This is a genomic window from Pseudomonas sp. PS02288, from assembly GCF_029959715.1.
Taxonomy (GTDB): Bacteria; Pseudomonadota; Gammaproteobacteria; order Pseudomonadales; family Pseudomonadaceae; genus Pseudomonas_O; species Pseudomonas_O kuykendallii.
The window spans coordinates 122,121-141,772 of sequence record NZ_JASCPA010000004.1 but is presented as its reverse complement, the minus strand read 5'-3'; the positions used below and the strand labels follow the sequence as shown (position 1 = coordinate 141,772).

Genomic DNA, 19,652 nt, shown 5'->3' with positions numbered 1-19,652 from the left:
CCGGGGGCGCGCGACGTGCCGAGCGCGGTGCCCCCCCGCCCCCCGGGCGGCGGGGGGGGCGGCCCCTGAACTATCCAGTTCTTCGATAGTTATCCCGCGATAATCGCAACCATCGAATCGAATCCTTCGCTTACGATGCACGTCTGTTTTTCGCGGAGATTCCCATGACTTCGTTTCGCAGCGTGATCGCCCAGCACATCGGCCAACCGGCATCCGACGGCGCCGGCGTGCGTCTGAACCGCGTGATCGGCGGCGCCGGCATCGAGCGCTTCGATCCCTTCCTGATGCTCGACGAGTTCGGCTCCAACGATCCGGACGACTACATCGCCGGCTTCCCGCCGCACCCGCACCGTGGGTTCGAGACCATCACCTACATGCTCGAAGGGCGCATGCGCCATGAAGACCACATGGGTAACGTCGGCCTGCTGCAGAGCGGTGGCGTGCAGTGGATGACCGCCGCACGCGGCGTGATCCACAGCGAGATGCCCGAGCAGGAACAGGGTGCCATGCGCGGCTTCCAGATCTGGCTGAACCTGCCGGGCAAGGACAAGCTCGGCGAGCCCGGCTACCGCGACTTCGATGCCGCGGAAATCCCCCGCCTGCGCACTGCAGGCGGCGTCGAGGTGAAGGTCATCTCCGGTCGCTTCGACGACGGCGAGCGGCAGCTCGACGGCGTCGTGCAGCGTCCGCACAGCGAGCCTCACCTGTTCGACTTGGTGATACCGGCCGGCGTCGAGCTGAACCTGCGCCTCGCCGACGGCCTGCGGCCGATGCTCTACGTCTATGAAGGCACGCTGCTGGTCGCCGGCGACGCGCCGGCCGAGGTGATCCGGGGACGCCTGGCGCGGCTCTCCGAACAGGGCGAGCTGCGCCTGTCGAGCGACCAGGGCGCGCGCGTGCTGCTGCTCGCCGGCCGGCCGCTGGGCGAGCCGATCGTGCAGTACGGACCCTTCGTGATGAACAGCCGCGAGGAAATCGAGCAGGCGCTACGCGACTTCCATAACGGCGTGCTGGCCTGAAGCGCGCTCAGCGCGTGGACGCCTGGGCCTCGACGCTCGGCTCCAGGGCGAGAAAGCGCAGCAGTTCCGCCTTCTGCGCCATGGCGTCCTGGTAGCCCAGCTCGATCAGTTCGTTGCAGTAGCCGGCCTCGAACAGCAGGTAGCTGAGCACCCCCGCGCCGCTCGCCCGGGTCGCGCCGGGACCGCGCAGGAACACCCGCAACGCCGCCGGCAGCTCGCGCCGGTGGCGCGCGGCGATCTGGTCCAGCGGCTTGCTCGGAGCCACCACCAGAACCTCCACCGGCTTCAGTCCGAGGCCGCGCCGGCGGACGTCGTCCGGCACCAGCGCGCCCATGTAGTTGAGCCGCTTGAGCAGCTCGATGTCGCTTTCCAGGTTGTCGATGAAGGTGCTATTGAGCATGTGCCCGCCGATCTGCGCCAGACTTGGTGGGCGCTGGCTGCGCGCCACGGGCGGCCTGTCGATCTGCACGTCGTCCAGGCTGCCACGCGACTTGCCGCTGACGCCGACCACCAGCACCCGCGTCGCGCCCAGGTGCAGCGCCGGGCTGATCGGTGCCGACTGGCGCACCGCTCCGTCGCCGTAGTATTCGCGGTTGATCTTCACCGGCGGAAAGATCAACGGAATCGCCGCGCTGGCCATCAGGTGCTCGACGTCCAGGCGCGTCGGCACGCCGACGCGGCGATGGCGAAACCACGGATCGATGGCGGCGCGGCCCTGGTAGAAGGTCACCGCCTGCGCCGACTCGTAGGCGAACGCGGAGACCGCCACCGCGCGCAACTGACGGCGCGCCACCGCCGCGGCGATCCCGGAAAAATCCAGCCGCTCGGCCAGCAGCTCACGCAGCGGCGCGCTGTCCAGCAACGCCACCGGCGCCGTACCGCCGAGCCCGAACAATGCGTTGGAGACGAAGCGCCCGGCCTGGCGCAGCACGCCCGGCCAGTCGCTGCGGTACACCTGGGCGCAATGGAAGCTTTGCCAGACCTGGGTGAGATTGCGGATCGCCTCGGAAAAATGCAGCGCGCCGCAGGCCAGGCCGACCGCGTTGATCGCCCCGGCGGACGTACCGACGATCACCGGGAACGGGTTGCGCGCGGTGTCCGGCAACAGGTCGGCGATCGCCGCCAGCACGCCGACCTGGTAGGCCGCCCGGGCGCCACCGCCGGAAAGGATCAGTCCGGTGACCGGCGCGGCTTTGCTTTCACTCATGGCTCATCCTGGGGACTTTAGGAGTAGAGCTTAGGCGCCCCCGGCGGGCGCGTCTTGAAACGCCGATGCGCCCACAGGTACTGCTGCGGCAACTCGCTTACCGCCTGCTCGACCCAGGTGTTGATGCGCGCGCAGTCGGCTTCCTCGCTCTCGCCGGGGAAATCCGCCAGCGGCGGGTGCAGCGTCAGCCGATAGCCGCTGCCATCGGCCAGACGTTCCTGGGTGAAGGGCACCACGCGCGCGCGGCCGAGCCGGGTGAACTTGCTGGTGGCGGTGACGGTGGCGGCGGGGATTCCGAACAGCGGCACGAACAGGCTCTGCTTGGCGCCGTAGTCCTGGTCCGGCGCGTACCAGATCGCCCGCCCGGCGCGCAGTACCTTGAGCATCGCCCGCACGTCCTCGCGCTCGATGGCGGTAGCGTCGCGGTTGTGCCGCTCGCGACCGCGGCGCTGCACGTAGTCGAACACCGGGTTCTTGTGCTGGCGGTACATGCCGTCGATGGTGTGGCGCTGGCCGAGCAGCGCGGCGCCAATCTCCAGCGTAGTGAAGTGCAGCGCCATCAGGATCACCCCCTGTCCCTGCGCCTGGGCCTGCTGCAGGTGCTCGATCCCTTCTATATGAGCGAGCCGGGCGAGCCGCTCGCGCGACCACCACCAGCTCATCGCCATTTCGAAGAAGGCGATGCCCATGGAGGCGAAATTGGCCTCCAGCAGCGCCTTTCGCTCGCTCTCCGACAAATGGGGGAAGCACAGTTCGAGGTTGCGTGCCGCGATGCGCCGACGCGACCCCGCCAGACGCAACATCGCCGCTCCGCCAAGGCGACCGAGGGCGAGCAGCGCCGCATACGGCAATTGCACTACAAGCCAGAGCAGCCCAAGGCCGAGCCAGAGCAACCAGAAGCGCGGATGGAGAAAAGCGGGGCTGAATTGCGGACGATCCATGCGGGTCTCGGGAAGCGGAGAAAGCCGGCATTCTAGCGACAAATGAGGCCCGCGCCGAAAGCCGCGCCGACGGATACACGGGGCCGAGCGCCGCCCCGCGCTATGGCGGGGCAGCGCGTTTCCCGTTATAAGTCCTCGCGATTCAACGTTTCGGGCAAACCATGAGCCAAACCGACCTACTCGACCAAGAACCCGTGTTCCAGCTCAAGGGCAGCATGCTCGCCATCACCGTGATGGAGCTGGCACACAATGACCTGCAGCGGCTCGACCGCCAGCTGGCTGCCAAAGTCGCACAGGCACCGGCCTTCTTCAGCAATACGCCGTTGGTCCTCGCGCTGGACAAGCTGTCACCCAGCGAGGGGCGTCTCGATCTCGCCGCGCTGATGAGCGTCTGCCGTCGTCACGGCCTGCGTACGCTGGCGATCCGCTCCAACACCTTCGAGCACGTGGCCGCCGCCGACTCCATGGATCTGCCGGTGCTGCCACCCTCGGGCGCGCGCGAACGGCCGCTCGATCCGACCGCCGGCGCGGCGCTGGTGAAGAAGCCGGAGAAACCCGCGGAACCGGTCGCCAAGCCGACACGGGTGATCACCACGCCGATCCGCGGCGGCCAGCAGATCTACGCCCAGGGCGGCGATCTGGTGGTCATTGCGGCGGTCAGTCCGGGGGCGGAACTTCTCGCCGACGGCAATATCCATGTCTACGGTCCGTTGCGCGGACGCGCCCTGGCCGGCGTCAAGGGCGACTCCAAGGCACGCATTTTCTGCCAGCAGTTGGCCGCCGAAATGGTCTCCGTGGCCGGCCACTACAAGGTCGCCGAAGACCTCCGCCGCGAGCCCTTGTGGGGCCAGCCGGTGCAGGTCGGCCTGGCGGGCGACGTGTTGAACATCACCCGCCTTTAACGGATACTGCCGCCACTTTTTCAGGTACCTGCAGCGGGTTTCGGCCGCCGCTCACGACGCCATCGGACGCGGTCGATCCTCACCGGCAGTCAGGACCATACAAGGGCGATTCGCAGGCCTGCGCCGGCCGCGGATGCCAACTCTTCCTTACATTTTGGGGTTAATCACCTTGGCCAAGATCCTCGTAGTCACTTCCGGCAAGGGTGGCGTGGGCAAAACCACCACCAGCGCCGCCATCGGTACCGGCCTCGCCTTGCGCGGGCACAAGACCGTCATCGTCGACTTCGACGTCGGTCTGCGTAACCTCGACCTGATCATGGGCTGCGAACGCCGCGTGGTGTACGACTTCGTCAACGTCATCAACGGCGAGGCGACGCTGACCCAGGCCCTGATCAAGGACAAGCGTCTGGAGAACCTCTACGTGCTGGCCGCCAGCCAGACGCGTGACAAGGACGCGCTGACCCAGGAAGGCGTCGGCAAGGTCATCGACGAACTGTCGAAAACCTTCGAGTACGTGATCTGCGATTCCCCTGCCGGTATCGAGAAAGGTGCGCACCTGGCGATGTATTTCGCCGACGAAGCCATCGTCGTGACCAACCCCGAAGTCTCCTCGGTACGCGACTCCGACCGCATGCTCGGGCTGCTGGCGAGCAAATCGCGCCGCGCCGAACAAGGTCTCGACCCGATCAAGGAACGCCTGCTGCTGACCCGCTACAACCCGGAGCGCGTCACCAAGGGCGAAATGCTCGGCGTGGAAGACGTCGAGGAAATCCTCGCGATCAACCTGCTCGGCGTGATTCCCGAATCGCAGGCCGTGCTCAAGGCTTCCAACCAGGGCGTCCCGGTGATCCTCGACGAGCAGAGCGACGCCGGCCAGGCGTACAGCGACGCGGTCGACCGCCTGCTCGGCAAGGACCTCGCGCACCGCTTCCTGGACGTCAAGAAACCCGGCTTCCTGCAACGACTGTTCGGAGGTCGCGAATGAACATTTTTGACTTCTTCCGCGATCGCAAAAAGGAATCCACTGCATCGATCGCGAAGGAGCGTCTGTCGATCATCGTTGCCCATGAACGGGGCCAGCGTACCCAGCCGGACTACTTGCCTGCCCTGCAGAAGGAGCTGGTCGAGGTGATACGCAAGTACGTGAACATCGAGCAGGATCAGGTTCAGGTCGCACTGGAAAGCCAGGGCAGCTGCTCGATCCTGGAGCTGAATATCACCCTGCCGGATCGCTGATAGCGCCCGCGTTCGTTTCACCACATCGAGAGGGCGGCCCGAGGGCCGCTTTTTCATTCAGGCCAGATAATGCCGCTGTCGAACATTGAAATCGTCCATCAGGACGCCGCCCTGCTGGTCATCAACAAGCCGACCCTGCTGCTCTCCGTCCCCGGCCGCGCCGATGACAACAAGGATTGCCTGGTCACCCGGCTGCAGGAAAACGGCTACCCCGAGGCACTGATCGTGCATCGCCTGGATTGGGAAACCTCGGGCCTGATCGTGCTCGCCCGCGATGCCGATAGCCACCGCGAGCTGTCCCGCCAGTTCCACGACCGCGAAACGGAGAAGGCCTACACCGCGCTCTGCTGGGGGCAGCCGGCGCTCGACAGCGGGCGCATCGAGCTACCATTGCGCTACGACCCGCCGACCAAGCCGCGCCATGTGGTCGACTTCGAGCAGGGCAAGCACGCCCTCACCTACTGGCGCGTACTGGAACGCTTCGAGCGGCACTGCCGCGTCGAGCTGACGCCGATCACCGGGCGCTCGCACCAGTTGCGCGTGCACATGTTGTCGATCGGCCACCCGCTGCTGGGCGACCGCCTCTACGCCAACCCCGAGGCGTTGGCCGCGCACGAACGCCTGTGCCTGCACGCCAGCATGCTCAGCCTCAGCCACCCGCACAGCGGCGAACGCCTGCGCTTCGAGTGCCCGGCGCCGTTCTAGACGCCGGGGCGCAGGGGCTGATGCCGAGCGGGCCGCGCAAATACGATAAACTCGGCGACATTGCCGTCTGGAGTCCGTTATGCGCGAACAGCTGAACCAGGGTCTGATCGATTTTCTCAAGGCCTCGCCCACGCCTTTCCACGCTACCGCCAGCCTGATCAAGCACCTGGAAGCCGCCGGTTTCCACCGCCTCGACGAGCGCGAGACCTGGCACACCGAAGCCGGCGGTCGCTACTACGTGACCCGTAACGACTCCTCGATCATCGCCATCCGCCTCGGCAAACAGTCCCCGGAAGACGGCGGCCTGCGCCTGGTCGGCGCGCACACCGACAGCCCCTGCCTGCGGGTCAAGCCGAATCCCGAGCTGCAACGCCAGGGATTTCTCCAGCTCGGCGTCGAAGTCTACGGCGGCGCCCTCCTGGCGCCCTGGTTCGACCGCGACCTGTCGCTGGCCGGGCGCGTCACCTTCCGCCTGGCCGGCAAGGTGGAAAGCCAGCTGATCGACTTCAAGGTGCCGCTGGCGGTGATTCCGAACCTGGCGATCCACCTCAACCGCACCGCCAACGAAGGCTGGGCGATCAATGCGCAGAACGAACTGCCGCCGATCCTCGCCCAAGTCGCCGGCGACGAATCGGTGGATTTCCGCGCCCTGCTCGCCGACCAGCTGAGCGAGGAACACGGCATCAGCGCCGACGCCGTGCTCGACTACGAGCTGAGCTTCTACGACACCCAGGGCGCCGCCGTCGTCGGCCTCAACGGCGATTTCATCGCCGGGGCGCGACTGGACAACCTGCTCTCCTGCTACGCCGGCCTGCAGGCATTGCTGGCGGCCGAGGGCGAGGAAAGCTGCGTACTGGTATGCACCGATCACGAGGAAGTCGGTTCCTGCTCGGCCTGTGGCGCCGACGGCCCGATGCTGGAACAGACCCTGCGCCGGCTGTTGCCGGACGGCGAGCGCTTCGTCCGCAGCATCCAGAAATCCCTGCTGGTTTCCGCCGACAACGCTCACGGCGTGCACCCGAACTACGCCGATCGCCACGACGCCAACCACGGGCCGAAGCTCAACGCCGGCCCGGTGATCAAGATCAACAGCAACCAGCGCTACGCCACCAACAGCGAAACCGCCGGCTATTTCCGCCACCTGTGCCTGGAAAACGAAGTGCCGGTGCAGAGCTTCGTGGTACGCAGCGACATGGGCTGCGGCTCGACCATCGGCCCGATCGTCGCCGGCCACCTCGGGGTGCGCACGGTGGACATCGGTCTGCCGACCTTCGCCATGCACTCGATCCGCGAGCTGGCCGGCAGCCACGACCTCGCCCATCTGGTGAAAGTGCTCGGCGCCTTCTATTCCAGCCACGATCTTCCTTGAGAACCCTGATGATCGAACATATCCGCTACAGCCTCGAAGAAGCCCGCACCGCACTGGATCGCTTCATCGCCAACGACCAGGCGCTGCACGGCATCGAGCGCGCCGCGCAGTTGCTGGTGGAAAGCTTCGAGAACAAGGGCAAGGCGTTTTCCTGCGGCAACGGCGGCTCGATGTGCGACGCCATGCATTTCGCCGAAGAACTCACCGGGCGCTATCGCAACAACCGCCCGGGCATCGCCGCGGTGTCGATCAGCGACGCCAGCCACATCAGCTGCGTGGCCAACGATTTCGGCTACGACTACATCTTCTCGCGCTACATCGAGTCCCACGGCCGCGCCGGCGACGTGCTGATCGCCATCAGCACCAGCGGCAAGAGCCCGAACGTGCTCAAGGCCGCCGAAGCCGCGCGGAAGCTCGGGGTGAAAGTGGTGGCATTGACCGGCAAGCCGGGCTCGGCGCTCGAAGACATCGCCGACGTGTGCATCTGCGCCCCGGGCGGCGACTATGCCGACCGCGTGCAGGAGCTGCACATCAAGGTCCTGCACATCCTCATCGAGCTGATAGAACGCAAGCTATGCCCGCAGAACTACTGAGTTCCCGCGGGCCGGACGTGGCCGAACGGCCCGGAGAATCCGGGCCTGTACCGGTCAGTCCAGGCTGGCGTCGATCACCAGCGCCAACTTGCCGTTGACCGTATTGCCCGCCAGCTCGGCGTAAGCGGCTGTGGCGTCGGCAATCGGGTAGCTGCGCGCCAGCTCGGGACTCAGGCGACCTTCGGCGAACAGCGGCCAGACGTGCTGCTGCAGGTCGAGCAACAGCTCGGCCTTGTAGTCGTCGTCGCGGTTGCGCAGGGTCGAGCCGATCAGCTGGACGCGCTTGGCCAGCAGCTTGGCGAAATCCATCTCGGCCTTGCGCCCGCCCATCATGCCGATCGTCACCCAGCGCCCGTCGAGCGCGATGAGGTCGAGGTTCAGTGCGGCGTAACCCCCGCCCACCGGATCGAGGATGGCGTTGTAGGGCCCGAAATCGCGCAGGTTGTCCAAGCCGTCATGGCGCAGCGCGCCACCCTGCGCACCCAACGCTTCGCAGTGCTCCAGACGCTCGGGCGAGCCGACGCTCACCCAGCACGGATTGCCGAACGCCTTGCACAGCTGGATCGCCGCCGAACCGACGCCGCTGGCGCCCGCGTGGATCAACACCTTCTCGCCGGGCTGCACCGCGGCTAGCTTGAACAGGTTGAGCCAGGCGGTGGCGTACACCTCCGGCAGCACCGCCGCCTCGAGCAAGCTCATGCCTTCCGGAACCGGCAGCGCGTGGCGACCGTCGATCACCACCTCCTCGGCCATGCCGCCGCCGGCCAGCAACGCACAGACGCGATCGCCGACTTTCCATGAACTGCCGGCGCCCACTTCGCTGATCACCCCGGCGCACTCCAGGCCGATGACGTCGCTGGCCCCCGGTGGCGGTGGATAGTGCCCGGCCTGTTGAAGCAGGTCCGCGCGGTTGAGTCCGGCAGCCGCCACACGAATGCGGATCTGCCCCACGTCACATTCCAGAGCGGCGCGTTCGGCCCACTCCAGGTTCCCGTCGATGCCTTGCAATGCCTTCACGCTGCCTCCATAGTGGCTTCAACCGAGCCGGCAACCGGCTCCGGCGTTATGCCCGGTTCGATTGAACCGGCGCCCGTATTGACGACCTAATATGCGTCATCACTTGCCCACACGTCGAATCAGCATGAAGCGAACCCTTACCCGCACCACCCTTGCCTTATTGATAGGTTTCAGCGCGCTGCCGCTGTGGGCCAAGACAACCGCTTCCCACAGTTGGGATGCGTTGCAGCCGGATCGCGAGCAGGTGATCGCCAGCCTGAACGTGGTGGAACTGCTCAAGCGTCATCACTACAACAAGCCACCGCTCAACGACGAGCGCTCGGTGAAGATCTACGAGGGTTACCTGAAAGCCCTCGATCCGGCGCGCAGCTACTTCACCGCCGGCGATATCGCCGAGTTCGATAAGTGGCGCACGCAATTCGACGATTTCCTGAAGAGTGGCAACCTGGACCCGGGCTTCGCCATCTATCAACGCTACCTGGATCGCCTCGAGGAACGCCTCAATTTCGCCCTGGCGATGCTCGACAAGGGCGTCGATAACATCGACTTCAGCATCGACGAAGACCTGTTGATCGATCGCGAAAAGGCCCCCTGGGCGAAGAACACCGCGGAACTGGACGACCTCTGGCGCAAGCGCGTCAAGGACGAAGTCCTGCGCCTGAAGCTGGCCCACAAGGAGCCCAAGGCGATCCAGGAGCTGCTCACCAAGCGCTATCGCAACCAGCTCGCGCGCCTGGACCAGACCCGTGGCGAAGACGTGTTCTCGGCCTACATCAACGCCTTCGCGCAGACCTACGACCCGCACACCAACTACCTCTCGCCGGACAACGCGGAAAACTTCGACATCAACATGAGCCTTTCCCTCGAAGGGATCGGCGCCGTGCTGCAGAACGACAACGACAACGTCAAGGTCGTGCGCCTGGTGCCGGCCGGCCCGGCGGAAAAGAGCAAGCAGATTTCTCCGGCGGACAAGATCATCGGCGTCGCCCAGGGTGACGACGAGATGGTCGACGTGATCGGCTGGCGTCTCGACGAAGTGGTAAAACTGATCCGCGGACCGAAGGGCTCCAAGGTTCGCCTGGAGGTGATTCCGGCGAGCAACGGGCCGAACGACCAGACCAGCAAGGTGGTGTCGATCACTCGCGAGGCAGTCAAGCTGGAAGAACAGGCGGCGAAGAAAAGCGTCCTGAAACTCGAGCACGCCGGGCGCGAGTACAAGCTCGGCGTCATCGAGCTGCCAGCCTTCTACCTCGACTTCAAGGCCTATCGCGCCGGTGATCCGGACTACAAGAGCACCACCCGCGACGTGAAGAAGCTGCTCGGCGAACTGCAGCAGGAGAAGGTCGACGGCGTGGTCATCGACCTGCGCAACAACGGCGGTGGCTCGCTGCAGGAAGCCACCGACCTCACCGGCCTGTTCATCGAGAAGGGGCCGACCGTGCTGGTGCGCAACGCCGACGGGCGCGTCGACGTGCTCGCCGACGAGAACCCCGGCGCCTACTACACCGGGCCGATGGCCGTGCTGGTCAACCGGCTGTCCGCCTCAGCCTCGGAAATCTTCGCCGGCGCCATGCAGGACTACCATCGTGCGCTGATCATCGGCGGGCAGACCTTCGGCAAAGGCACCGTACAGACCATCCAGCCGCTCAACCACGGCGAGCTGAAGCTGACGCTGGCGAAGTTCTACCGGGTTTCCGGCCAGAGCACGCAGCATCAGGGCGTGTTGCCGGATGTCGACTTCCCGCCAGTGGTGAACACCCACGAGATCGGCGAAAGCTCGCTGCCCGAAGCCATGCCGTGGGACAGCATCCGCCCGGCGATCAGTGCCGAGCGCGATCCGTTCGCGCCGTTCCTCGCCGAACTGCGCGCGCGCCACGAAGCCCGAGCCGCGAAAAACCCCGACTTCGTCTTCACCCAGGAACGCTTCAAGCTGGCCCAGCACCTGATGGACGAGAAGACCGTCAGCCTCAACGAAACCAAGCGTCGCGCCGAGCAGACCAAGGTCGAGGGCGAGCAGCTGGCGCTGGAAAATACCCGCCGCAAGGCCAAGGGTGAGGAGCCGCTGAAGGAGCTCAAGCAAGAGGACGAGGACGCCGTTCCCAGCCCGGACGACAAGACCAAGCCGGAAGACGACGCCTACCTGCAGGAAACCGGGCAGATTCTCCTCGACTACCTCGGCCTGAACACTGCCGTGGCGAAGAAGGACTGAGCCTGTAATACGGCGGTAACACGAGTGTCGTGAAATGGAGGGGCCGGCGTGAAAGCCGGCCCTTTTTCATTTCGGTATTCGAGACCTACAATGCCCGTCACCGAGCAAGCCAGCGCACTGGGCCTGATCCTCGCTCAGGGCGATCTGCACAGCCTCTTTCAGCCGATTGTCTGCCTGTCCGAACGGCGCATCCTCGGCTACGAAGCACTGAGCCGGGGCCCCTCCAACAGCCCGCTGCATTCGCCTCTCACGCTGTTCGCCGCAGCCCGCCATGCCGGCCGCCTGAGCGAACTGGAACAGCTGGCGCGCAGGACCGCCTGCCAGGCCTTCCGCGACCTGCAGCTCGAAGGCAAGCTGTTCCTCAACGTCTCCCCCGAATCACTGCTCGAGCCGGCACATCAGCCCGGACGCACTCTGAAGCTGCTGCAAAGCCTGGGAATACCGCCGAGCCAGGTGGTGATCGAACTCACCGAGCAGGCGCCCATCGAGGACTACGCGCTGCTCCAGACGGCCCTGCACCACTACCGCGCCATGGGTTTCTCGATCGCCCTGGACGACCTGGGCGCCGGTTATTCGAGCCTGCGCCTGTGGTCGGAATTGCGCCCGGACTACGTGAAGATCGACCGTCACTTCATCGACGGGATTCACCAGGATGCGGTGAAGCGCGAGTTCGTCGAATCCATCCTGAAGATGGCGAAAGTTTCCCGCGCCCAGGTGATCGCCGAAGGCATCGAGCTGATCGAGGAACTGAGCGTGCTGGCCGAGATGGGGGTCGACCTGGTGCAGGGCTACCTGCTCGCCCGGCCGCAGGAAAACCCGTCGCGCGACGCCCGTGTGCTGCTGCCGAGACTCGGGGCCGCGCTGAGCGCCGAAGAGGAAGAGGCGCTCGCCACCCTGCTGATCGAACAACAGGCGGTCGATCAGGAAACCACCATCGGTGAGGTGCTCGAGGCGTTTCGCCTGCAGGCCAACCTGAACTCGTTGGCGGTACTCGATGGAGCGCGCCATCCGGTCGGCATCGTGCACCGCCATTCCCTCTCGGACGCCCTGCTCAAGCCCTTCGCCACCGACCTGTTCGCGCGCAAGCCGATCAGCCGGCTGATGGGTGACGACTTCCTCAGCGTCGACCTGCGCCAGTCGTTGCAGCAGGTGAGCCGGCTGCTCACCAGTCGCGCGCGGCAACGCATCGAGGAGGATTTCATCATCACCGAGGACGGCGAGTACCGCGGGCTTGGCCGGGTGATCGACGTGCTCAAGCTGATCACAGAACAGAAGATCCAGCAGGCCCGTCACGCCAACCCGCTGACCCTGCTGCCGGGTAACGTGCCGATCCAGCAATGCCTGACGCGCCTGCTGCAGCAGGAGCGCGAGGCCGTGATCTGCTATGTCGACATCGACAGCTTCAAGCCCTTCAACGATCTCTACGGCTACGCCCGTGGCGACGAGGTGCTGCTTTGCCTGGCGCAGTGCCTGTGCGAACGGGTCGATCCGATGCGCGACTTCGTCGGCCATATCGGCGGCGACGATTTCCTACTGGTGCTGGGTTCGGCGGACTGGCGTCTGCGCCTGCAGCAGTTGCTCGAGGACTTCCAGAGCCAGTGCCGGCGTTTCTACCGGGAGGAACACCTGCAGGCCGGCTGTTTCGTCGCCCACGACCGCCAAGGCAAGCGCCAGGAGTTTCCACTACTGTCGCTCTCCATCGGCATCGTTCACCTGCGCCCGGAAGCCTGCTCACGCCTCGACGCCACCCAGCTCGCCGACCTCGCCTCCGAAGCCAAGCGCATGGCCAAGGCGGTGCCGGGCTACAGCCTGGAAGTCATCGATACCCTGCCGCTGGCGGGGTAACGCGAGGGCCCGTCTCGAACGAGTCGGAGCGAGGAAGCGGATGGAAGAAGCGGAACGAGAGGCCTGAATGGCGAACGCGGCCTTACGCATTCCACGAAACACCGAGAAAGACTCAGAGTCCGAGTTCGCCCGCGCGGTCCGCGTAGCGCCCGGCCAGGTCGGAGTCGGCGGGCTGCCCTTCTCCACCCTGCCGATAGAGTTCGGCGAGCCGGTGCGCCGCCAGCGGGTGACCATTCTCGGCAGCCAGGGTCCACCAGCGCGCGGCCTCCCGGCCGTCGGGCGGCTGCTGCGTGGAACCGGCCAGGCTGCTCATGCCGAGTTGATAGGCCGCCTTCGCGTCACCGGCGCGGGCGGCCAGATCGAGCAGCCTCAAGCCCTCCTCGCGCGCCCCCAGGCCCTGGCCACGGAACAGCAACAGGTGCCCGTAGAAGCTCTGCGCCTGACGATCGCCCAGATTGGCCATCCGCGCGTACTGCCCTTCCATCCAGTGCCAGGCGCGCGGCTGCGCCACCCACCAGCGCCAGCCCAGCAGTTGCCGGGCGAGCCAGTAGCCCGCCCTGGCGCGCAGTTTCCACAACATCAGTTGCCCTCCGGGTAGTCGAAGTCAAAAACACGGGCGACTTCCGCCGCATGCCAGGAGGCCGCGGCGACACCGTCACACGGACCGCTGAAACGCCCCAGGCGCACCGCGCAGTCGAAGAACCCCGGGCGTGGAAGACGGCTGGCGCCCTGGCTGATCACCAGCGCGCTGCGCAGCGGGCGCTCCGCCTTGGCGTCGAGCGCCGCCAGGTGTTCGAGCGCGGCGGTCAGGGTCTGCAGCGCCGGAGTCGGCAGTTGCAGACGCTCGACCAGCGCGCGGTAGGTCACCAGGTGGCGCTGTCGACGCGCATCCGCCAGTTCGGCGATCAATGCCTGCCAGTGCTGCTGGGAGATGCGCACGCTCACGGCGCGGGAGCCTCTTGCTCCTGCGCGGCCTTGCTCAGCACGAACGCAAGGGAGCGGCGGATCGCGGCGTCCGGCTCGCGCTCGCCGCGCTCGATCAACTCGAGGTAGGACGGGCTGATGCCGACCTGACGCGCCAGTTGCTCACGACTCAGCCCGAGCGCCTCACGTCGGCTGGAAAGCTGCGCGAGGCCATCCCCGGATTCCGAGACCGCGATCTGCTCGCTGGGCCGTCCGGCAGCGGCGAGCAACGCCTGGTATTCGGCCCACGGCACGACGGCGTATTCCGCCTCGCCGTCACGGCTGATCACTTGCACACTCATGGGCGCTCCCCCTATGAAGATCAGCGACGATCTTAACAGGCGGCGAGCGGAAGCGGTTTCGACACTGACTGAGGGCGGCCGGGACGATTGGCGACAGCTCATCGTTCCCGGGGGATTTCCTCGGGCGATGGCAGCCGTTCCAGCTCCGCTCGCCGGGAGGGAGACTGAGTATCGCGCCACAGGCGGAACGCGTCGAGCTCCTTGCTCCAGGTGCGGGTGACCCAAGCGAGCACGGCGAAGTCGTCCAGCAGGCCGACCCCGATGAGAAAATCCGGAATCAGATCCAGCGGCGACAGAAAGTAAGCCAGCGCCGCCACCGAGGCGAGCAGCGCCTGCCGACTGACCGCGCGGTACTCGCCACGCCAGTAGGCCAGCGCAAGCGACTGAAGCACTCGCAGGTCGTCCGTCAGGCCACCCTTTCGCCTGTCCTTCCGCGCGCCTTTGCGAGCCACCGCCAGCAGCAACGCAGGTAGGCGGCCACGCACCAGAATGCGCTCGGCGATGGGCAGGTAGCGTGCAAGATTCAACGGCATTTTCATCCTGACTCCTCGGCAGACCGCGTGCCCGCTGGGCTGGCTGCGGTTACCCACAAAAGCTGTGGATAACTATGTGAACAGATTATGGATGGCTGGGCCAAAAGCCCGCCTCATGCGGCTTCCGCTCAGATCGAGCAATTTTTAAACAGCAATAAAATATCAATAAAATCAGTAAGTTGCGATCGCACTGGAAAAGTGCGAAGGCGTTCTCGACGCTCCGCTTGTATTCCTTAAGGCAGTGTGCATAACCGTAACAGCCGCCTCGTTCCGTACCTGTTCAGACTGCCCGGTCGAGTGACGGTTCGTTACCCCGGAAACGACAACGCCCCGCAGAACGGGGCGTTGGTCGGTAACGCGGGGGTTACTTGGATTCGGCGGGCTGCTCGGCGTCGCTCGGAGCCTGGTTAGGGTCCTTGATCGCCAGCAGTTCCAGCTCGAACACCAGCACCGAGTTGGCCGGAATCATCGGGCTCGGGCTCTGGGCGCCGTAAGCGAGTTCGCTGGGGATGTAGAGCTTGAACTTCTCGCCAACGTGCATCAGTTGCAGACCTTCGACCCAACCCGGAATCACGCCGTTGACCGGCAGATCGATCGGGGTACCGCGCTCGATGGAGCTGTCGAAGACCTTGCCGTCGATCAGCTTGCCTTCGTAATGAACGGTGACGACGTCGGTCGGCTTGGGCTGGGCGCCGTCCGCCTTCTTCAGCACTTCGTACTGCAGGCCCGACGCGGTGGTGGTCACACCTTCGCGCTTGCCGTTGTCTTCGAGGAATTTCTTGCCGGCCTTGGCGTTTTCTTCGCCAACCGTCTTCATGCGCTCCTCGGCGCGTTTCTGCAGGGAAGCGAAGGCTTCGATCAGCTCTTCGTCCTTCAGGCGCGGCTCTTTCTTGCCGATGGCATCTTCGATGCCCTGGGCGACGGCTTTGGAGTCCAGATCGTCCATGCCTTCCTGAGCCAGGCTTTTGCCCATGTTCAGGCCGATGCCGTAGGAGGCCTTCTGAGCCGGCGTTTCCAGTTTCACGCTGGTCTGCGAGTCGCAGCCGGCCAGAACCAGACCTACCAGGGCCATCGCTGCCGCCAACCGATGTTGTCTCATGCTATTTCCTTAACCTGCGCCGTAGTGGGCAATCGAGTGAAGGCGCGAGCTTAGCAGGCCGTCGCGATCACTGGCTACCGCGATAGGAGGCCGAAAAAGGCGATAAGTTCGCGTACGCAAAAAGGAATTTCCAGCGCCGCGAGCCCAGTAAAATCGCCACATGGCGGGTTGCCGCAGGGCGAACGGGACGAGTGATCAGAGCTTGCCGGCGATCCAGATCGTATGGCGCGGGCCACGGTTGCCGTGGGCGAATACCTGCACCTCTTCGGCCTTGAATCCCGCCCTGGAGAGACGCTCGGAGAACTGCCGGTCGGCGCTGGCCGACCATACGGCGAGCACGCCGCCTTTGCGCAGCGCCTTCGCGCAGGTGCGCAGGCCCTCCATCGAGTACAGCCAACTGTTGGATTTCTGCGTGAGCCCCTCGGGACCGTTATCTACGTCCAGCATGACGGCGTCGAAGGCGCCGGGCCCGGCCTTGAGGATCACCGCGACGTCGTCGTTGAGCACCCTGGCGCGCGGATCGCGCAGCGGATAGCCGGACTTTTCGCCGAGCGGACCGTGGTTCCATTCGATGACGCCCGGCACCAGCTCGGCCACTTGCACCTCCGCGTCCTTGCCCAGGTGCCGCAGCGCCGCGGCCAGGGTGAAGCCCATGCCCAGGCCGCCGATCAGCACGCGCACCTGGGGCCGGCCGGCCACGCGTTTGCAGGGGATTTCCGCCAGCGCATCCTCCGAGCCGTGCATGCGCGTGTTCATCAACTGATTGCCGCGGCCACCCTCGAACTTGATCACGAAGTCTTCGCCGTACTCGAACAGGCAGAGGGCGCCGCCGTTGTCGGGGATCGGCGTGGTATCGAGGAGGACGAAGCGTTTCATGGCGTACTCTGGCGATGCGGGGCCGGCATGATCCGGCGCGCCGCGGGCAAAGTCGAGATCGATCAGGCGTTTTGCGGGTAGTCGAGCAGATCCAGCGGATTGCCGTCGAGCCGTGCCAGCAGGTCGCCGACCGTGGAAAGGATGTGCAGACGCATCTCCTCGGCGGCGCGACGGTCGTCGCCGGACTCGATGGCGGCCAGCAGGGGCTCGTGCTCGGCGGCGACACCCAGCAGGTCCTGCTGTGAGGTGTTGTCCAGGGCGACGGCCATCAGCAGGCGACCACCGAGGCTGCGGAACAGTTCGATGGCCAGCTGATTGCCACTGTGCTGGCAAATCTCCGCATGGAAATCCAGCTCGTGCCGCGCCACCAGCATGGTGTCGCCCTTCTGCGCCGCCTCATCCATCAACGCGACCAGTTCACGCAGGCGGTCGGTGGACATGCCGCGCAGCGTCGCCAGGCGAATGGTCATGGTCTCCAGGGCGAGGCGCACGTTATAGAGGTCGATGATCGCCGCGGCGTCGAGCACCTTGACGGTGGCGCCGTGGTGCGGCCGCTCCTCGATCAGGCCGTCTTCCACCAGGCGGCGGATGGCCTCGCGAACCGGCGCCCGGCTGGTGCCGAACTCCTGCGCCAGCTGGGTCTCGATCAAGCGCGAGCCGATGGGCAGGTCCCCGACGATTATCAGCTCCCGGATACGCTCGTAGGCCAGGTCGGCCATGCGCGTTCGATGCAGCGGCATGGCGCTGTCGGATCTTTCGGGTGATTCAAAGGAAGCCATCGGATTCTCCGGCCGGCGAGGTAACGATTAAAAAGACCCTAACACAAGGGAGGAGATAGCTCACTCCGACCTCCGTCGGAAACGCCCGAACGCCGCCGTGAAGGCTCTAGGATGCGGCTTTACGAAAAGCCAGGGCGGGCTTGATGGAGGGCAATGATAGCAGGATATAAAAAGATTGTCGACAATATACAGTCGACATGAAATGCTATGTCCATATACCGATCCCGAGGAAGGCACGGGCATGGGCAGGTTGATCCAGACAGGGCTGAACGCCGGCGAAGAGCCGAGCTTCCGCATCGTTGGCGGCGAAGGGGTGTACTTCTTCCTCGCGGACGGCCGTCGGGTCATCGATGGCAGCAGCACCGGCGGCCCGCTCGGCCATGCCTATCCGGACATGCAGGACGCCCTGCGCAGGGCCGCCAGTGCCCCGGTGGTCAGCGAAGGCTGGGCCTGGGGCGAGCGTGAAGCCGCAGCGGATGAGCTGGTCGATATCGCCTTCGCCGGCGAACACGACTGGGTCGGCGGCGTGCGCTTCTTCCTCAGCGGCAGCGAGGCCAACGATCAGGCGCTGTCGCTTGCCCAGGTGCTCAGCGGGAGGGCGCCGTTCGCCACCCGTGAGCGCGCCTATCACGGCCTCACCGGTCTGTCCCGCGACGCCACTCTGCAGCCGCACTGGCATGGCGGCCTCGCCTCGCATCATGGCGGCACCCGGGCGACGCCCTGGCGCGTAGCGGTTCACCAGTTGCCCGCGCCGATCGGCGCCAGCTACGGCGGCGATGTCTGTGTGCCGTCGCTGGAGACGCGCCTCGCCGGCGTTCCGGCGCAGCTGGCCGACAGCGCGGCGATGATCATCGACTACACCCAGGGCGGCATCTATCACGACGCAGACTATCAGGACCGCATGGCGGCGATGGCCCGCGCGGCCGGCTGCCTGTGGATCGCCGACGAAGTGGTGACCGGCCTGGGCCGCAGCGGGCGCTGGTTCGCCTTCCAGGGCGGCGACAGCCGCCCGGACATCGTCACCCTCGGCAAGCCGCTGGCCGGTGGCGCAGCGCCGGCCGGTGCGGTGGTGCTCTCGAAGGACGTGATGGAGCGGCTGAAAGACAAGTCCTGGCAGAGCTACAGCACCTTCCGCGCCCATCCGAGCATGGTCGCCGCGGTACGCGCCTATTTGCGCGTGGTGGTGCGCGAAAAGCTGCTCGAGCGAACCGCGCATCTGGAACAGGTGATGAAGCGCCGCCTCGGCGAAATCGCCGCCCGCCATCCGATCGTCGCCCGTGTCGACGGCCGTGGTCTGCACTGGACCATCGAGCTGCACGGCCCGGATTGGCGCGACTGGCGGGCCGACACCCTGGAGCCCACCCTCGCCTCGCGCGTCGCCGAGCGCGCGCTGGAGGCCGGTGTCCTGATCGGCACCAGCGGGGAACAGACCTCCCTGTTCCTCGCGCCCGCGCTGATCATTTCCGACAGCGAACTGGAAACCCTGCTGGCCGCACTGGATTACGGCCTGGAACTGCCGCATGAGGCGGCCGTCGAGCAATGCATCAATGGAGCGATCGCATGAGCACACCCAAGAGCGAACTGCTAAAGGTCATCCAGCGCTACTTCGATGCGCTGTATTTCGGCCGTTCGGACTGGTTCAACGAGATCTTCCACGCCGAGGCGCGGCTGTTCTCGTCCACGGACGACGAATTCATCATGCTCGACCTGCCGCTGTACCTCGAACGACTGACCCGTCGGGAGGCACCCGCGCAGCGCAACGATCCGCGCGTCGACGAGATCATCAGCCTGGAAATGCCGACGCCGACCACCGCCCACGTGCGCGTGCGCGACCTCTACCTGCCGCAGAGCTTCGTCGACGACATGACACTGATCTTCCTCGGCGACACCTGGAAGATCGTCTCCAAGGTCTGGCACTACGAAGCGGCCTGACCGCTTTCCCCATCGATACCTTCCCGCCGGAAACGGCGATACCGTTCGGCGCCTGCTTCGCCAGGCTGCGGAGACGGCCCTGTTTTGCGCGATACTGCATTCCTCGTCATGGCAGCGACTACGTC

Annotated in this window: 21 protein-coding genes; 11 read left to right on the top strand and 10 right to left on the bottom strand. The window is 65.7% G+C overall.

Features of this window, described 5'->3' with window-relative positions:
- Positions 1 to 164 precede the first annotated feature (164 nt).
- On the top strand, positions 165 to 1,019 hold the full coding sequence (locus tag QMX85_RS03750; RefSeq protein ID WP_282338868.1) for a pirin family protein: 855 nt from the start codon (positions 165 to 167) through the stop codon (positions 1,017 to 1,019).
- Between the two features lie 7 nt (positions 1,020 to 1,026).
- On the opposite strand, the gene QMX85_RS03745 is transcribed toward QMX85_RS03750, so the two are convergent.
- Together QMX85_RS03745 and QMX85_RS03740 are read right to left on the bottom strand one after the other, a co-directional pair.
- The gene (locus QMX85_RS03745; protein ID WP_282338867.1) at positions 1,027 to 2,226 is read right to left on the bottom strand and encodes a patatin-like phospholipase family protein; all 1,200 of its coding nucleotides are present in this window, start codon (positions 2,224 to 2,226) and stop codon (positions 1,027 to 1,029) included.
- A gap of 17 nt (positions 2,227 to 2,243) precedes the next feature.
- Complete coding sequence (locus tag QMX85_RS03740; protein WP_282338866.1) at positions 2,244 to 3,167, bottom strand: lipid A biosynthesis lauroyl acyltransferase; 924 nt, start codon at positions 3,165 to 3,167, stop codon at positions 2,244 to 2,246.
- A 161-nt stretch (positions 3,168 to 3,328) separates the two neighbouring features.
- Between QMX85_RS03740 and minC the strand changes: the two genes are divergently transcribed.
- The 6 genes from minC (at position 3,329) to lpcA (ending at position 7,972) form a co-directional block, all read left to right on the top strand.
- Positions 3,329 to 4,069 carry a septum site-determining protein MinC gene (gene minC / locus QMX85_RS03735; RefSeq protein ID WP_282338865.1) on the top strand — a complete coding sequence of 247 codons (741 nt, stop codon included), beginning with the start codon at positions 3,329 to 3,331 and terminating at the stop codon, positions 4,067 to 4,069.
- A 169-nt stretch (positions 4,070 to 4,238) separates the two neighbouring features.
- Positions 4,239 to 5,054: a septum site-determining protein MinD gene (gene minD / locus QMX85_RS03730; RefSeq protein WP_090231613.1), complete on the top strand. Its 816-nt coding sequence runs from the start codon at positions 4,239 to 4,241 to the stop codon at positions 5,052 to 5,054.
- Positions 5,051 to 5,305 (top strand): cell division topological specificity factor MinE, encoded by a 255-nt coding sequence (gene minE, locus QMX85_RS03725; RefSeq protein WP_090231612.1) that lies wholly within the window; start codon positions 5,051 to 5,053, stop codon positions 5,303 to 5,305. Before minD ends, minE begins: the two co-directional genes overlap by 4 nt.
- Before the next feature lie 69 nt (positions 5,306 to 5,374).
- Positions 5,375 to 6,010, top strand: a complete 636-nt coding sequence (locus tag QMX85_RS03720) for an RluA family pseudouridine synthase (protein WP_282338864.1) — start codon at positions 5,375 to 5,377, stop codon at positions 6,008 to 6,010.
- 79 nt (positions 6,011 to 6,089) lie between these two features.
- Positions 6,090 to 7,379 carry a M18 family aminopeptidase gene (locus tag QMX85_RS03715; protein ID WP_282338863.1) on the top strand — a complete coding sequence of 430 codons (1,290 nt, stop codon included), beginning with the start codon at positions 6,090 to 6,092 and terminating at the stop codon, positions 7,377 to 7,379.
- Positions 7,380 to 7,387: 8 nt separating this feature from the next.
- Positions 7,388 to 7,972, top strand: a complete 585-nt coding sequence (gene lpcA / locus QMX85_RS03710) for a D-sedoheptulose 7-phosphate isomerase (RefSeq protein ID WP_282338862.1) — start codon at positions 7,388 to 7,390, stop codon at positions 7,970 to 7,972.
- A gap of 54 nt (positions 7,973 to 8,026) precedes the next feature.
- Here lpcA and QMX85_RS03705 read toward each other — a convergent pair whose 3' ends face one another.
- Positions 8,027 to 8,989, bottom strand: a complete 963-nt coding sequence (locus tag QMX85_RS03705) for an NAD(P)H-quinone oxidoreductase (RefSeq protein WP_282338861.1) — start codon at positions 8,987 to 8,989, stop codon at positions 8,027 to 8,029.
- Positions 8,990 to 9,113: 124 nt separating this feature from the next.
- Here QMX85_RS03705 and QMX85_RS03700 point away from each other — a divergent pair, with 124 nt between their 5' ends.
- Both QMX85_RS03700 and QMX85_RS03695 read left to right on the top strand, forming a co-directional pair.
- A complete protein-coding gene (locus QMX85_RS03700; RefSeq protein WP_282338859.1) occupies positions 9,114 to 11,198 on the top strand; it encodes a carboxy terminal-processing peptidase in 2,085 nt (694 codons plus the stop codon).
- 90 nt (positions 11,199 to 11,288) lie between these two features.
- Complete coding sequence (locus QMX85_RS03695) at positions 11,289 to 13,043, top strand: bifunctional diguanylate cyclase/phosphodiesterase (RefSeq protein WP_282338858.1); 1,755 nt, start codon at positions 11,289 to 11,291, stop codon at positions 13,041 to 13,043.
- A gap of 112 nt (positions 13,044 to 13,155) precedes the next feature.
- On the opposite strand, the gene QMX85_RS03690 is transcribed toward QMX85_RS03695, so the two are convergent.
- From QMX85_RS03690 to QMX85_RS03660, 7 genes are all read right to left on the bottom strand, one after another.
- Positions 13,156 to 13,623, bottom strand: a complete 468-nt coding sequence (locus QMX85_RS03690) for a sel1 repeat family protein (protein ID WP_282338857.1) — start codon at positions 13,621 to 13,623, stop codon at positions 13,156 to 13,158.
- Complete coding sequence (locus QMX85_RS03685) at positions 13,623 to 13,988, bottom strand: hypothetical protein (protein WP_282338856.1); 366 nt, start codon at positions 13,986 to 13,988, stop codon at positions 13,623 to 13,625. Before QMX85_RS03685 ends, QMX85_RS03690 begins: the two co-directional genes overlap by 1 nt.
- Positions 13,985 to 14,308, bottom strand: coding sequence for a helix-turn-helix transcriptional regulator (locus QMX85_RS03680; protein WP_282338854.1), 324 nt, complete (start codon positions 14,306 to 14,308; stop codon positions 13,985 to 13,987). Before QMX85_RS03680 ends, QMX85_RS03685 begins: the two co-directional genes overlap by 4 nt.
- Positions 14,309 to 14,406: 98 nt before the next feature.
- Positions 14,407 to 14,847: a YkvA family protein gene (locus QMX85_RS03675; protein WP_282338853.1), complete on the bottom strand. Its 441-nt coding sequence runs from the start codon at positions 14,845 to 14,847 to the stop codon at positions 14,407 to 14,409.
- Between the two features lie 358 nt (positions 14,848 to 15,205).
- Positions 15,206 to 15,940 (bottom strand): FKBP-type peptidyl-prolyl cis-trans isomerase, encoded by a 735-nt coding sequence (locus tag QMX85_RS03670; RefSeq protein ID WP_273229706.1) that lies wholly within the window; start codon positions 15,938 to 15,940, stop codon positions 15,206 to 15,208.
- A gap of 195 nt (positions 15,941 to 16,135) precedes the next feature.
- Positions 16,136 to 16,816, bottom strand: a complete 681-nt coding sequence (locus QMX85_RS03665; protein ID WP_282338852.1) for a hypothetical protein — start codon at positions 16,814 to 16,816, stop codon at positions 16,136 to 16,138.
- A gap of 62 nt (positions 16,817 to 16,878) precedes the next feature.
- Complete coding sequence (locus QMX85_RS03660) at positions 16,879 to 17,556, bottom strand: GntR family transcriptional regulator (protein WP_282338851.1); 678 nt, start codon at positions 17,554 to 17,556, stop codon at positions 16,879 to 16,881.
- A gap of 280 nt (positions 17,557 to 17,836) precedes the next feature.
- On the opposite strand from QMX85_RS03660, the gene QMX85_RS03655 reads away from it, so the two are divergent.
- Entirely contained in the window at positions 17,837 to 19,159 is a 1,323-nt protein-coding gene (locus QMX85_RS03655; RefSeq protein WP_282338850.1) for an aminotransferase class III-fold pyridoxal phosphate-dependent enzyme, read from the top strand.
- Positions 19,156 to 19,527, top strand: coding sequence for a nuclear transport factor 2 family protein (locus QMX85_RS03650; RefSeq protein ID WP_282338849.1), 372 nt, complete (start codon positions 19,156 to 19,158; stop codon positions 19,525 to 19,527). The genes QMX85_RS03655 and QMX85_RS03650 overlap by 4 nt, the downstream gene beginning before the upstream one ends.
- Positions 19,528 to 19,652 lie beyond the last annotated feature (125 nt).